This window comes from Sorangium sp. So ce1335 (genome assembly GCF_051521615.1).
In the GTDB taxonomy this organism is placed as follows: Bacteria; Myxococcota_A; Polyangia; order Polyangiales; family Polyangiaceae; genus Sorangium.
In genome coordinates this window covers 10,679,475-10,692,687 of record NZ_CP150363.1, presented here as the reverse complement: position 1 = coordinate 10,692,687, position 13,213 = coordinate 10,679,475, and the positions used below count along the sequence as shown (strand labels likewise).

Below are 13,213 nucleotides of genomic sequence, written 5' to 3'. Positions count from 1 at the left end.
GGGAGCTCGGCCGTGCGCGAGAGGCTGATCCGGCTCCTCGAGCCGCTGCGCCTGCCCGCCCTCTCGGTGTTCACCGCGATGGTCCTCGGCGGCGTCCTCATCGCCCTGGCCGGCGGCAACCCGATCGACGCCTACGCGGGCATGCTCGAGGGCGCGTTCGGGTCGGCGCGGGCGGTCAGCGAGACGCTCGTGTGGGCGACGCCGTACATCCTCGCCGGCCTGTCGGTGTCGCTGGCGTTCAAGGGCGGGCTGTTCAACATCGGGGCCGAGGGGCAGCTCGCGCTCGGCGCGCTCTCGGCGGCCTGGGCGGGCCACTGGCTGCCGCGGCTCGCGGGCGCGGGCCTGCCCGCCGCGCTGCACATCCCCGTGGCGCTGCTGCTCGGCGCGCTGGCCGGCGGGCTGTGGGCCGCCATCCCCGGGTGGATCAAGGCGCGCGCGGGCGGACACGAGGTGATCAGCACGATCATGCTCAACTACGTCGCCCTCAACGCGGTGAGCTTCCTGCTGAACGGCCCGATGAAGGACCCCGCCCCGGGCAACGTGCTCTCCCGCTCGCCGCTCATCGACGAGAGCGCGCGCATCCCGGCGCTCGTCGACGGCTTCCGGCTGCACTGGGGCTTCCCGCTGGCGCTGCTCGCGGCGGCGCTCGTCGGGTGGGTCCTCCAGCGGACCGTGTTCGGCTTCGAGATCCGCACCGCGGGGCAGAGCCCGGACGCGGCGCGCTACGCCGGCGTCCGCGTGGGCCGCACCGTCGTCGTGACCATGGCGCTCTCCGGCGCCCTCGCCGGGGTGGCCGGCGCCGTCGAGGTGAGCGCGCTGCACCACCGGCACGAGCTCGGGTTCTCGCAGGGGTACGGCTTCGACGCGATCGCGATCGCGCTCCTCGGCAAGGCGCACCCCGGCGGGACGGTGCTCGCCGCCCTGCTGTTCGCCGCCATGCGCAGCGGCGCGACCCGGATGCAGTTCCTCACGCAGGTGCCGATCGACGTGATCTCCGTCATCCAGGCGCTGATCCTGCTCTTCGTCGCGGCGGACACCCTGGTCCGGCGCATCTACCGCGTGCGGGGCGAGCGCGAGCGGCTCGTGCTCACGCGCGGCTGGGGTGGCTGAGCGCGAGGGTGAAGATGGGGTATCGACGGTACGGGTTCGTCGCCGCGGTCGTGTGCTTGCTGGTCCTCGTCGTCGCGCTCGTCGGCGCGTCGCGGGTGCCGCCCCTCACGATCGTGGCCAGCATGGCGGCCACGACGCTGGCCGTGGCCACGCCGCTCACGCTGGGCGCGCTCTCGGGCGTGTTCTGCGAGCGCTCCGGGGTCGTCAACCTCGGCATCGAGGGCATGATGCTCGCGGCGGCGTTCTCGGGCTGGTTCGGGTCGATCTACGCGAGCGCGGTCCTGCACCTCCCGCCGCTGCCGAGCCTGCTGCTCGGCGTCGCCATCGCGATCGTCACGGGCGCGGCGCTGGGCCTCTTGCTCGCCGTGCTTGCGGTGACCTTCGCGGTGGACCAGATCCTCGCCGGGACGGTGATCAACTTGCTGGCCGTCGGGCTCACGGGCTTCTTCAACCGGCAGCTCTTCTTCGGGCCGGGCAGCGCGTTCGGCGGCGAGGTCCCGCACGCGCCCGGCGTCCTTCCGCGCCTGCACGTCCCGCTCCTCGCGGACCTCCCCGTCGTCGGCCCCGTCTTCGAGCAGCAGCCGATCGCCCTGGCCGCCATCGCGCTCGTCGTCGTGACGCACCTCGTGCTGTTCCGCACGCGCTGGGGCCTGCGCGCGCGCGCCGTCGGCGAGCACCCGCGCGCCGCGGCCACGGTGGGGATCGACGTGGCGCGCGTGCGCTACGTGAACGTCGTGATCGGCGGCGCGATCGCGGGGCTCGGCGGGGCGTACTTCACGCTGGAGTCGGTGCCGTCGTTCGAGCCGATGATGACGAACGGCCGCGGCTTCATCGCGCTCGCCGCGATGATCTTCGGCGACTGGACCCCGTTCGGCGCGTGGGCCGCGGCGCTCGTCTTCGGCGCCGCGCAGGCGTTCCAGATCAACCTCCAGCTCTTCCGCGACCTCATCCCCCCGTCGTGGTCGTTCCTGCAGCAATCGTCGGTCGTCGGGCTCGTCCCGTACCTCCTGACGCTGCTCATCCTCACCGGCGTCATCGGCAAGACCACGCCGCCGGCCGCCGACGGCCAGCCCTACGACCGGGAGGGGCACCGGTGACGACCGTCCTCGAGGCGCGGGGGATCACGAAGCGGTTCGGCGGCGTCCTCGCGAACGACCGGGTCGACATCGACCTCCGCGAGGGCGAGGTCCACGCCTTGCTCGGCGAGAACGGCGCCGGCAAGTCGACCCTGATGAACATCCTCTACGGGCTCCTGCGCCCGGACGAGGGGGAGCTCCGCCGCGGCGGGCGCCCTGTCGCCCTGCGCTCGCCGAGCGACGCGATCGCGCTCGGGATCGGCATGGTGCACCAGCACTTCATGCTGATCCCGGTCTTCACGGTCGCCGAGAACATCGTGCTCGGCGCGGAGCCCGTCGGGCGCGGCGGCGCGCTCGACCGGCGCCGCGCGAGCGACGACGTTCGCGCGCTGTCGACCCGCTACGGGCTCGACGTCGACCCCGACGCCCGCGTGGAGGACCTCCCGGTCGGCGTGCAGCAGCGCGTCGAGATCATCAAGGCCCTTTACCGGAAGGCGGAGATCCTGATCCTCGACGAGCCGACGGCCGTGCTCACCCCGCAGGAGGCGGACGATCTGTTCCGCGTGCTGCGCGGGCTGACGGCGCAGGGGGTCTCGGTCCTGTTCATCACGCACAAGCTGCGGGAGGTGCTCGCGGTCGCCGACCGCGTGACGGTGATGCGCGCGGGCCGGGTGGTCGGCGCCGCCGTCCCGGCGGAGACCGACGAGCGCGGCCTGGCGGCGACGATGGTGGGCCGCGAGGTCGCGCTCCAGGTGGACAAGGCCCCGGCGAGCCCCGGGGCGGTCGTCCTCGAGGTGGAGCGCCTCGTCGTCGCGGGCCGGCGCGGGGCGGGCGGCGACGCGGTCCGCGACGTGAGCTTCTCGGTGCGCGCGGGCGAGATCCTCGGGGTCGCGGGCGTGCAGGGCAACGGCCAGACCGAGCTCGTCGAGGCGATCACCGGCCTCGCGCCGCCGCGCGCCGGGCGCGTGCTGCTCCGGGGCCGCGACGTCACCGGCGCGTTGCCCCGCGCGCTGATCGAGCGGGGCGTCTCGCACGTGCCCGAGGACCGGCAGCGCCACGGGCTCGTGCTGTCCTACTCGATCGCGGACAACCTCGCCCTCTGCACGCACCACAGGGCGCCGTTCTCCGCGCGCGGGGTGCTCCGCGACGGGGCGCGCGAGGAGAACGCGGCGCGCTTGATAAAGAGCTTTGACATTCGCGCGCCGGGCCCCGGCACGCCCGTGTCGGCCCTGTCGGGCGGCAACCAGCAGAAGGTGATCCTCGCGCGCGAGCTGAGCCGCCCGGTGGAGCTGCTCGTGGCGAGCCAGCCGACGCGGGGCGTGGACGTCGGGTCGATCGAGCACATCCACCGCGAGATCGTGGCCGCGCGGGACGCGGGGGCGGCGGTGCTGCTCGTGTCGGCGGAGCTCGACGAGGTGCTGTCGCTGTCGGACCGGATCGCGGTGATGTACCGGGGCGGCATCGTGGCGACGCGGGACGCCGGCGCCGTCTCGCGGACCGAGCTCGGGATGCTGATGGCCGGCGTGGTCCCCGGCGAGGCCGCCCCGGCGCGGCCGGCGGGCGAGGCGGGGGCGTGAGGGGGCTCGGCGCGCTGGCCGCGGCGTCGCTCCTCGCCGCGGCGGCCGCGGCCCTGTTCGCGCCGCCGTCCGCGGCCGCCCCGACGCTGGAGCAGTACCGGTATTTCCGCGCGCTCTCGCTCGACCTCGTGGGGCGGCTCCCGACGCGCGAGGAGCTCGCGGAGATGGAGTCGCCGGGCTTCGACCTCGACGCCTGGATCGAGCGCCACCTCGACGGCCCGGGCTACGTCGAGCGGCTCACGCGCATCTACATGGATGTCCTGCGGCTGGAGCTCGGCCCGGCGGGGCTGTTCGCGCCGCCGGAGACGACGCTCCGGAGGGCCGAGGTGCTCGGCCCGGACGGCAAGCCGCTCCACGTCTATTACCGCTACAACCAGCGCCGCCTGCACCCGGTGATCGACGGCGAGCTCTGCTTCTCCGAGGCCGAGAGCGGGCTCCGCGGCAGCTTCCAGGCCCTCACGGGGACGCCGAGGCCCATCTCGCAGAAGCTGCTCGACGAGCGGACGACGCTCGTGCGCCCCTTCTGGCTTTACCGCGATTACCTCTCGGTCGCGCCGACGCAGCGCTACGGCGCCGGGTGGAAGGACCCCGACAGCGCCTATGTCCCGCTGCCGCAGCTCCTGTTCGAGCCCGACGGCAAGACGCCGACGGTCGAGGTCCGGGTCTGCAAGGAAGAGGCGCAGACCGCGGAGGTCGGCCGCATCTACGCGAGCGGTATTCCCCCGTTGCCCAGGGGGGCTCCGCTCCCCGCGGGCCGCACGCGCCCGCCGATGCCCGAGGACGCGTATGCGAAGGCGCACCGGGGCGAGCCGATCTCGTGCCGGAGCGCGCTCGCCTCGGTGATGAGCGTCGACTGCGGCTGCGGCATCGGCCTCGAGCATTGCCTCCCGGGCGACAGCTCCGGGAGGGATCCTCGCGCCTTCGCGCTGCCCGCGCACGTGCCGCTCGGCATCGAGAGCCCGATCGGCGCCGCGCCGAGCACGATCTCCGGCTGGCACAAGTTCTGGTGGTCGCAGGAGGCGATTCACCTCATGCAGCACGTCTTCCGGGCCGACCGCGATTTCCGGGAGATCCTCACCGGGCGTTACACGTTCATCAACGGGCCGCTCGCGCAGTTCTATCGATCGAGCGCGCCCGCGGCGTGCTGCTCTCTTCACAGGTCCTTCGGGATGCGCGAGGACGAGGCGCCCCTGTTCTTGCCGGGCGCGGTGCCGCCGGTCGTCTTTCCGCACGACGTCTCGGCGTGGACGTTCATCGCCGATCGCGGTCCGCGGGCGGCGGGGATCATCACGACGCCGGTGTTCCTGGCGAAGTACGCCTCGCGCCGCGCGCGCGCGGCCGCGCTCTACAGCGCGTTCCTGTGCAAGAGCTTCGCGGCCGAGCACGCGGAGCTCCCGCCGTCGGACGAGCCCGATCTGATGGTCCGGCCGGGCTGCTCCAGCTGCCACGCGACGCTGGAGCCGCTCGCGGCGTATTTCACGCGGGTCGAGGAGACGACGTGGACCTATCTCCCCGCCTCCCGGTTTCCGATCGAGAACCCTGTGTGCAAGCTGGACGCGGCGGGCAAGATGGGCCACTCGTGCCGGCGCTTCTACGATCCTGACTTCTCGAGCAAGGAGCGCGGCGTGCTCCGGGGCGCCTATGCCTCGCCGGATCACGCCGAGCGCGGCCCGGCCGGCGCCGCGGCCGATCTCACGCGCGCGCCGGAGTTCGCGTCGTGCGCTGTCGAGCGTATCACCGAGTCGTTCCTCGGGCGGCCGCTCGTCGAGGAGGACGAGGCCCTGCTCCGCGCGCTGCGCGAGCGGTTCGTGTCGCGCGGCTACCGGATGCGGCCGCTCGTCGAGGCGATCGTGCGCTCGCCGGCCTATGCGCGCGCGAGCAACGTGCGGCCCGCGCTAGAGCGCGGCGGCGGGGGCGCGCGGTGACGCGCGGCGGGGGCGCGCGGGTGACGCGCGGCGGGGGCGCGGGATGCGCGGCCGGGTGAGGACGCTGGCCCTTGCCGGCATGGCGGCGCTGGCCGGCGCGTGCGGCGCCCCGCCGGAGGCGATCGCGCCGCGGCCCGCGGCGCCGCTCCGGGAGACGGGGCGGGTCGCGCAGAGCCGGACGCCGAAGCAGGACCTGCGGCTCATCCCGGCCGAGGCGTACCTGAGGACGTATCTCCGGCTCTTCGGCGGCCTGTCGCCGGCCGAGGTCGAGCGCCGCGCGCGGGGGGACGACAGGGCGGCGCTCTTCGACACCTGGCAAGACTACCTCAAGGCGCTCGGGCTCCCCGATCACGGCCTGGATCTCGCGCGCGGCGCGCAGACCAACGCGCTCATGATGGCGGCGTTCGAGCGGCTCGGGATCGCGCTGTGCGACCGCGCCCTGGAGCACGACCTCAAGGCGAGCGCGCCTGTCCCGATCGAGCGCCGGCTGATCTTCGCCTTCGACCTCCCCGCGGGGGACGTCGACGCGGCGGCGTTCGCCCCGCGCTTCGACGTGCTGCACCGGACGTTCCTGAGCTACCCGGCGCGCCTCGCGCCGCCGGACCGAGAGGCGAAGTTCTTCGCGCTCTATCAAGGCACGGTGGCGCGGCACAGGGCGAAGGGCGCGCCGAGGTCGCGGTTCACGCCGGCCGAGGCGGCGTGGGCCACCGTGTGTTACGGGCTCGTGCGGCACCCGGAGTTCCTGCTGTACTAGGCTCTTGCTCTTCCGTCCCGAGTCTCCGAGATCCGAGGCGGGATGGGCTTGCTCACCTGTCCATGCCTCCGCCGCAGGCCGCGTGGCGTCGAGCCGGGCGGATGGCGCCGGAGGAAGCCCGGGCGTATGCTCCAGGCGCAAGTCCATGCACGCGCACAAGCTCACTGTCCACATTCCCAGATCGCGACGCGTCGAGATCAACCTTCCGGAGGATGTGCCGGAAGGAGAAGCCGAGGTCATCGTACTGGTCCAGGAGCAGCGGGCGCCGCGCCCGGAGGAAGCCGAGAGCAACGAGACGCTCCTGTCCGCTTGCCGGGCCGTCGACGCGTGGCGCGAGAACAACCCGGAGCGACTCCTCTCGAAGGCCCAGATCGACGCCGCGCTCGCAGCGGAGCGCGATGGCTGGGGAGAGCCGTGAGTCCGAGTCTATCTTGACTCTTGTGTGCTCATCTATCGGGTCGAGGGCGCGGAGCCCTCCAGGGGCTCGTCGGATCGCGCGCTGATGTCGCTTGGCTCGAGCATGGGCTACATATCACCTCTTGTTCGCATGGAGTGTCTTGTAAAGCCCATCCGGTCGAATGACAGCGGCCTGCGGTCGACGTATGAAGGCTTGCTTTCGGCCTTCGCCCTGCTGCCGCTTTCTGCAGAGGTCTTCGACCTCGCGACCGAGCTTCGTGCGCAGCATGGCCTGAAGACCCCTGACGCTCTCCATGCCGCGTGCGCCATTCACCATGGTTGTGATCAGATCTGGACGAACGACGACCGGCTGCGGCATGTGAGCGGCAGGATCGCCGTGCGGATCATCGGCTGAGGAACATCGAGCCGCTGCTCGATTGGAAGACATCGAGGAGGAACACCTCCTTCGGCGTGCAGCGCGCGACGCACCAGCAGAACCTTGATGAGCCCGGTCGTCCAGCGCCGGTGCGCGCGCTGGCCGTCGCGTTCGACGGCAAGATCGTGCGGGCGCGGGCGGCGCCGGAAGGTACCTTGAGGGCCAGCCGCGATGCCTCGTCCTGACCCCTGTCCCCGCCGCCACCCGCTCCCGCGCCGCGCGCTGCTCCAGGCCGCCGCGGGCGCGGCCCTCGGTCTTCCGGTGAGCGCATTCGGCCTGCCGGCGCGCGCGCTCGCCGCGCAGGGCAACGCGGCGACGGACGAGTTCTTCGTCTTCATCCACGCGTCCGGCGGCTGGGACGTCACGCTGTGGGCCGACCCGCGGAACGAGGCCAGGGGGCTCGTCGAGCCGGCGACGACCGACAACACCGACACCGCGCCGCTCCGCCTCTGGGTCGACGCGCCCGGGCCCGGCGGCGCGAAGACCTTCGCGCCGGTCAGGCCGCAGGGCTCGAACCTCGCGTTCGGCCCCGCCATCGGCGCGCTCGCGGAGCTGCACGACCGGCTGTGCATCGTCAACGGGCTCGCGATGAACACCGTGAGCCACCCCGACGGCGTCGCCTTCGCGACCACCGGGCGGCACCTCAGCGGCGGCCGCACCGTGTCCTCCAGCCTCGACGCGATCTGCGCGAGCGAGCTCGGCGCGGACAAGACCTTCCCCGTCGTCTCGGTGCAGTTCCCCTCCGCGTTCGTCGGCGGCCGCCTCGACCGCCGCGCCGCCCCGCTCATGGTCGCGGACGTCGGCACGATCAGCCGCCTGCTCTTCCGCGCGAAGCTCCACAGCACCGACGACGACCGCGCCGCCGTGACCGCGCTCCTCTCCGAGGAGGCCAGGTCGCTCGCCGCGCGATCCAGCGTCACCGGCACCCTGGACGGCTTCGCGCTCCAGGCGGAGGGGCTCGGCAGGATGCTCGAGGCTGGGCTCCAGGACGTGTTCGTCAGGGGCAAGCTCATCCAGGCGCACCCGGAGTTCAACCACAGGGCGCGCTTCGCCAGGCAGGCGGCCGTCAACGCCGCGTTCGCGATCGAGGCGATGCGGCGGAACGTGGTCCGCTGCGTGAGCTTCGCGAGCGTCGGGTTCGACACCCACACGAGCAACTACCGCCAGCACGCGGCCACGCAGCAGGAGCTCTTCGACCTGATCGCCGCGTTCGTCCGCTCGCTCGACGGCACCCCGCACCCGACCCGGGCCGGCAAGAAGCTCTCGGATCACACCCACATCCTCGTGACGAGCGACTTCTGCCGCACGCCGCAGATCAACACGGCGATGGGCCGCGACCACTACCCCAACAACTCCGCGATGGTCATCTCGCCTCGCTTCCGCGGGAACTTCTCGTTCGGCAAGACCGACCCGGAGCAGCTCCTGCCGGCCGCGGTCAAGGCGTTCCAGGACGGGCCGCGGCCCATCGCCCCGCCGGACCTGCTCGCCACCTTCCTGTTCGCCTTCGGCATCTCCCCGCGCGACCACCTGCGCGACGGCGAGGTGGTGCCGGAGCTGCTCCGGAGCCCGTGACGCGCCTCCGCAGCGCGGCCTCCTGCGCCCGCAGCGCGGCCTCCTGCGCCCGCAGCGCGGCCTCCTGCGCCCGCAGCGCGGCCTCCTGCGCCCGCAGCGCGGCCTCCTGCGCCCGCAGCGCGGCCTCCTGCGCCCTCCTCGCCCTCGCGCTCGCCGTCGCCGCCTGCGCCGGGCAGGCCGCCGCGCCGCCCCCGCCGCTCGCCGTGAGCCCTGTCGCGTGGTCCGCGCCGGCCGGGCTCGGCCCCGTCCGCGCCGTCGCCGACGACGGCCGCCGCGTCGTGCTGTTCCACGACGGCGCCGCGGCCGTCTTCGTGAACGGCGCTCTCGACCGGGTCGAGCGCGCGCCCCACCGCTGGGTCGGCGCCGCGGCGCTCCCCGCGCCCGACGGCCAGGGCACCTGGATCGTCGGCGTCGACGCCGAGGGGCGGCTGCTCCGGCTGCCGGGCCAGGGCGCCTTCGAGCCCGTCGCCGACCGCTACGGCCTCGAGCGCGCCCCCGTGCGCGCCGCGCTCGGCCTCGGCGGCGGCGCCGCCGCCTTCGCGCTGGACGGCGAGCTCGCGGTGGCGGACGGCGACACCGTCACGCGCTACGCGACCGGGCCGCTCGCGACGCTCGCGGCCGGCGGCGGGCGCGTGGCCTTCGCGCCCGGCGGCGACGGGCTCGCGCCCGGCGGCGACGGGCTCGCGCCCGGCGGCGACGGGCTCCTCGCGCTCGACGTGGCCACGAGGGCGCTTCGGTCGTATCCGCTGCCCGACGGCCCGGCGCCGCTCCTCGCCGTCACGGGCGCCGGCAGGCTGCTCGCGGCCACGCCCGCGGCGCTCTACGAGGAGGACGCCGCCGGCGTGCTGCGCCTGCGGCTGCGGGCGCGCGCAGCGCTCCACGGGCTCGCCGTCTCCGGCGACCGCGTGTGGTTCGCCGACGGCGACGAGCTCGGCGTGCTCGACCGCTCCGGCGCGCGCCGCGCCCGCGGCGCGCGCCTGCCGCCCGGCGGGGAGCTCATCGGCTCGCCGAGCGGCGACGTCTGGCTGCTCGCGTCGGGCGCCGTACAACGCTTCGCCGCGGAGGACGGCGCCGAGGGCAGCGCCGCGCCCGCCTGGGACGACCTCGCGCCCGTCGTCGCCCGCGCGTGCGCCCCCTGCCACCTCCCGCGCGGCGAGGGCGGCGTCGACCTCTCCACGCGCGCGGCGTGGACGTCGCTGCGGGAATCCATCGCGCGCCGGGTCATCGAGGAGCGGACCATGCCACCCCCGGGCCACGCGCTGTCCGAGGCTGATCGCGCGCGGATCGGCGCGTTCGTCGAGCGCGCGAGGCCGGCCGGGCCGCGGTGAGGCGCGCGGCCCTCGACGCGGCGCGCCCGTCTTGCGCTACCCTGGGGCTCCACCGCGAGAGGAGAGCTGCCTGATGATGTCGTTCAGCCCTGATCCACACGTCGCTGAGCAGCAGATGCAAGCCATCATCTACTATCTCACGGGGTTCGGGTACATCGACGGCGAGCTCGACGCGACAGAGAAATCGTTCATCCGCGGCTACATCCAGGAGCTCGTCTCGCAGCGCGCGCGCGACGCCCTCGGCGCCGAGGCCCAGGCGAACCAGGACGTCATCGCGCGGTGGACCAGGCACTTCCACGAGGTGTTCGCCGAGGTCGACCACCAGATCCAGAGCCTCTTCACGGAGAGCGTCGCCGAGGGCGAGGACCCGAGGGACTTCGTCCTCGCGAAGATCAAGCTCCGCTGCTTCGAGCTGCTCGACGGCTTCGACGACGACAGCCGCGAGGCGCTGCTCGCGATCGTCGACGGGCTCATGCTGGCCGACGGCGTCGTCCACCCGAACGAGCAGCGGTTCCGCGACGAGCTCTTCGCCCTGCTCGCGGCCCCGACCGAGATCGACGACGTCGAGATCGAGCCGGTCGAGCAGGGCGCGGTCGTCATCGACCCGGCCACACGCAAGAAGGCGCGCGAGATCGACCACCCCTTCTTCAAGGCGTTCGAGTGGGATTACGCGAGCGACCCGGCCACGTTCGCGGAGCAGGCCAAGGTCGACCTCGACCTGATGCACAGGTTCGAGGCGAAGCTCGAGGAGCAGCGCGCGCGGGGCGCGGGCCGGCTCGACGGCGCGGCGGACTTCTCGGCCTTCGCCGGGCAGGCGCCCTTCCTCGACGGCCACGTCTACGTCGCCTCGCCCGACCCGGCGGAGGAGGTCGAGCTCCTCGTCGTCGGCGACCTGCACGGCTGCTACTCGTGCCTCAAGGCGGCGCTGATGCAGGCCGACTTCTTCGCGAAGCTCCAGGCGCACCGCGAGGACCCGGCGCACAACCCCCGGATCATGCTCGTGTTCCTGGGCGACTACATCGATCGCGGCAGGTTCAGCTACAACGGCGTCCTGCGCACGGTGATGCAGCTCTTCCTCGCCGCGCCGGACAACGTCTTCGTGCTGCGCGGCAACCACGAGTACTACGTCGAGCTGAACGGCCGCGTGCTCGCGCCGGTGCGGCCCTCCGAGGCGATGAGCTCGCTCGCGGCGATCGCGCCGAACGAGGTGTTCGCCGCGTACATGCGCCTCTTCGAGGCGCTGCCCAACATGCTCGTCTTCGATCGCATCCTCTTCGTCCACGCGGGCGTCGCGCGCGACGACACCCTCGCCGCCAAGTGGCGGTCGCCGTCCTCGCTCAACGACCCCGAGATCCGCTTCCAGATGCTGTGGAGCGACCCCAGCGAGGCCGACGCGATCCCCGCGGAGCTCCAGAAGGCGACGGCGCGCTTTCCGTTCGGCAAGCGGCAGTTCAAGAGCTTCATGCAGAAGATCGGCTGTACGACCCTGATCCGCGGCCACGAGCGCATCCCGGAGGGGTTCCGCGTCGTCTACGACGACCCCGACGGCGTGCTCCTCACGCTGTTCTCCGCCGGCGGGAAGACGAACGACGACCTGCCGCCGACGAGCAATTACCGCGAGGTCACGCCGATGGCGCTCACCATCCGTTACAAGGGCGGCGTCAGTCAGCTCACGCCCTTCGTGATCGAGTACGAGCGGTACAACGACCCCAAGTACAACGCGTTCTTCCGCGACCAGCTCCCGTCGCTCGCGAACACCGCGTGACGGGCGCGTTCGCCGCCTGATGAATGCGCTCGCCGCGAGGCGGGCGCGTTCGCCGCCTGATGAATGCGCTCGCCGCGAGGCGGGCGCGGGCTCCGCGAGGCGGGCGCGCTCGCCGCGAGGCGGGCGTGCGCCCTGGCGCACATCGACCCTGATCGGCCGATGCGTGGGATACCGTGGCCTCCGCGCAGGCGACCCCGCGCCGGCGAGCGGCGCGCCGCACCTCGACGACGTTGTCACGGTGTGCCGCGCTGGCTGGCACACCGCCCCCTGGCATGCCATCGAATGCACATGAAATCCCTACGATCGATTGCCTTATCCTCGGGCGACCGAGGGCACGCGCATTGCAATGCCTCCGGGATGCATCGGCGCTTAACCCTCGGTCTTGGCTTGCTTACCTCTCTCCTCGTCGCGGCGGGCTGCAGCGGCGCGGAGAACGGCGGCGGATCGGCCGGCGGGGGCCCGGGCGGCGGCGGCCCTGTCGCGGGCAGCGGCGGCGGCGGCCCTGTCGCGGGCAGCGGCGGCGGCGGCCCTGTCGCGGGCAGCGGCGGCGGCGCGGCCACGAGCAGCGGCGCCGGCGGAGAATTGCCGGCCCGGTGCACGCTGCCGCAGGAGATCGGGCCGTGCGACGCGGCGATCCCGAGCTACTGGCACGACCCGAGCACCGGCGTTTGCGTTCCGTTCACCTATGGTGGCTGCGAGGGCAACGAGAACCGCTTCGATTCGCTCGCGGCGTGCCAGGAGGCCTGTCAGGGCGGCGCCGTGGACATGGATACCTGCGCGGCGCCCGGCGATTGCGTCCTTGCCTCGCCGCGCTGCTGCGCCTCCTGCGACCCTGTCGACGCCCGCGCATATGTCGCCATCCACCGCGACGCGACGGATGATTACTGGGCTTCCACCGGGTGCGGGGATGTGTCGTGCGCGCCGTGCCCGCCGGTCAGCGAGGCGGAGAGCACCTCCCAGTACTTCACCGCCGCGTGCGAGAGCGGGCGCTGCGTCGTCCTCGACGTGCGCGAATCCCCGCTGACGGAATGCACGCAGGACGCCGACTGCGCCCTGCGCGACGGCGTCGGGTGCTGCGAGGGGTGCGACGGGAAAGGCATCGTCGCCCTCAACCAGAGCGCCGATCTCCGCGCGCTCGTCTGCCCCGAAGGCTTCGGCGCGTGCCCTCCCTGCGCGCCCGTGTACCCGGAAGGAATGACGGCCGTGTGCTCGGAGGGCAGGTGTCGGCCGCAGACGGCCGCGCCGTGAACGCCGGCGCGACCGGTATGCGCCAT

At 73.3% G+C, this 13,213-nt stretch carries 11 protein-coding genes and 1 pseudogene; all 12 read left to right on the top strand.

Annotated elements, in window-relative coordinates:
- Window positions 1-12: 12 nt before the first annotated feature.
- The 12 genes and pseudogenes from WMF24_RS40030 (at window position 13) to WMF24_RS39975 (ending at window position 13,187) form a co-directional block, all read left to right on the top strand.
- Window positions 13-1,110 (top strand): ABC transporter permease, encoded by a 1,098-nt coding sequence (locus WMF24_RS40030; RefSeq protein ID WP_437732725.1) that lies wholly within the window; start codon window positions 13-15, stop codon window positions 1,108-1,110.
- A 14-nt stretch (window positions 1,111-1,124) separates the two neighbouring features.
- Window positions 1,125-2,207: an ABC transporter permease gene (locus WMF24_RS40025; RefSeq protein WP_437732724.1), complete on the top strand. Its 1,083-nt coding sequence runs from the start codon at window positions 1,125-1,127 to the stop codon at window positions 2,205-2,207.
- Window positions 2,204-3,763: an ABC transporter ATP-binding protein gene (locus WMF24_RS40020; protein ID WP_437732723.1), complete on the top strand. Its 1,560-nt coding sequence runs from the start codon at window positions 2,204-2,206 to the stop codon at window positions 3,761-3,763. The genes WMF24_RS40025 and WMF24_RS40020 overlap by 4 nt, the downstream gene beginning before the upstream one ends.
- Window positions 3,760-5,688: a DUF1585 domain-containing protein gene (locus WMF24_RS40015; protein WP_437732722.1), complete on the top strand. Its 1,929-nt coding sequence runs from the start codon at window positions 3,760-3,762 to the stop codon at window positions 5,686-5,688. The genes WMF24_RS40020 and WMF24_RS40015 overlap by 4 nt, the downstream gene beginning before the upstream one ends.
- A 55-nt stretch (window positions 5,689-5,743) precedes the next feature.
- Window positions 5,744-6,442: a hypothetical protein gene (locus WMF24_RS40010; RefSeq protein ID WP_437732721.1), complete on the top strand. Its 699-nt coding sequence runs from the start codon at window positions 5,744-5,746 to the stop codon at window positions 6,440-6,442.
- A gap of 145 nt (window positions 6,443-6,587) precedes the next feature.
- Window positions 6,588-6,860, top strand: a complete 273-nt coding sequence (locus WMF24_RS40005) for a hypothetical protein (RefSeq protein ID WP_437732720.1) — start codon at window positions 6,588-6,590, stop codon at window positions 6,858-6,860.
- 18 nt (window positions 6,861-6,878) lie between these two features.
- A pseudogene (locus tag WMF24_RS40000) lies at window positions 6,879-7,253 on the top strand (type II toxin-antitoxin system VapC family toxin); the annotation flags it as partial.
- Window positions 7,254-7,309: 56 nt separating this feature from the next.
- Window positions 7,310-7,459 (top strand): hypothetical protein, encoded by a 150-nt coding sequence (locus tag WMF24_RS39995; RefSeq protein ID WP_437732719.1) that lies wholly within the window; start codon window positions 7,310-7,312, stop codon window positions 7,457-7,459.
- Window positions 7,460-7,535: 76 nt separating this feature from the next.
- Window positions 7,536-8,846 carry a DUF1501 domain-containing protein gene (locus WMF24_RS39990; RefSeq protein WP_437732718.1) on the top strand — a complete coding sequence of 437 codons (1,311 nt, stop codon included), beginning with the start codon at window positions 7,536-7,538 and terminating at the stop codon, window positions 8,844-8,846.
- A complete protein-coding gene (locus WMF24_RS39985) occupies window positions 8,843-10,174 on the top strand; it encodes a c-type cytochrome (protein ID WP_437732717.1) in 1,332 nt (443 codons plus the stop codon). The genes WMF24_RS39990 and WMF24_RS39985 overlap by 4 nt, the downstream gene beginning before the upstream one ends.
- A 115-nt stretch (window positions 10,175-10,289) precedes the next feature.
- Window positions 10,290-11,939 carry a metallophosphoesterase family protein gene (locus WMF24_RS39980; RefSeq protein ID WP_437732716.1) on the top strand — a complete coding sequence of 550 codons (1,650 nt, stop codon included), beginning with the start codon at window positions 10,290-10,292 and terminating at the stop codon, window positions 11,937-11,939.
- 387 nt (window positions 11,940-12,326) lie between these two features.
- Entirely contained in the window at window positions 12,327-13,187 is an 861-nt protein-coding gene (locus WMF24_RS39975) for a BPTI/Kunitz domain-containing protein (RefSeq protein ID WP_437732715.1), read from the top strand.
- Window positions 13,188-13,213: the final 26 nt, after the last annotated feature.

Bases quoted from the DNA above. Each gene is read 5' to 3' on its own strand.
- WMF24_RS40025 (WP_437732724.1), top strand. From the start codon at position 1,125: ATGGGGTATCGACGGTACGGGTTCGTCGCCGCGGTCGTGTGCTTGCTG.
- WMF24_RS40005 (WP_437732720.1), top strand. From the start codon at position 6,588: ATGCACGCGCACAAGCTCACTGTCCACATTCCCAGATCGCGACGCGTC.
- WMF24_RS39980 (WP_437732716.1), top strand. From the start codon at position 10,290: ATGCAAGCCATCATCTACTATCTCACGGGGTTCGGGTACATCGACGGC.